This is a genomic window from Paenibacillus sp. MER TA 81-3 (assembly GCF_023713585.1).
In the GTDB taxonomy this organism is placed as follows: Bacteria; Bacillota; Bacilli; order Paenibacillales; family Paenibacillaceae; genus Paenibacillus_B; species Paenibacillus_B profundus.
In genome coordinates, this window is sequence record NZ_JAMAWB010000145.1 from 1 (window position 1) to 255 (window position 255).

The 255-nt window shown below is 54.5% G+C and carries 1 rRNA gene; it reads right to left on the minus strand.

The annotated features are described in order from the left end of the window. Positions 1–255, minus strand: a 23S ribosomal RNA gene (locus M3650_RS31615); the annotation flags it as partial.

Sequence of the window (255 nt, forward strand, 5' to 3'; positions counted from 1 at the left end):
TAACGAGAGTTCTTCCGCGCGCCTTAGAATTCTCTTCTCGCCTACCTGTGTCGGTTTGCGGTACGGGCACCTTCATCCTGGCTAGAGGCTTTTCTTGGCAGCATGAAATCAAGACCTTCGGTACTATCATTTTCCCTCCCCATCACAGCCCAGCCTTATGGTCAGCGGATTTGCCTACTGACCGGCCTCACTGCTTGGACGAGCATCCATCAGCTCGCGTCCCTATCCTTCTGCGTCCCCCCATTGCTCATAACG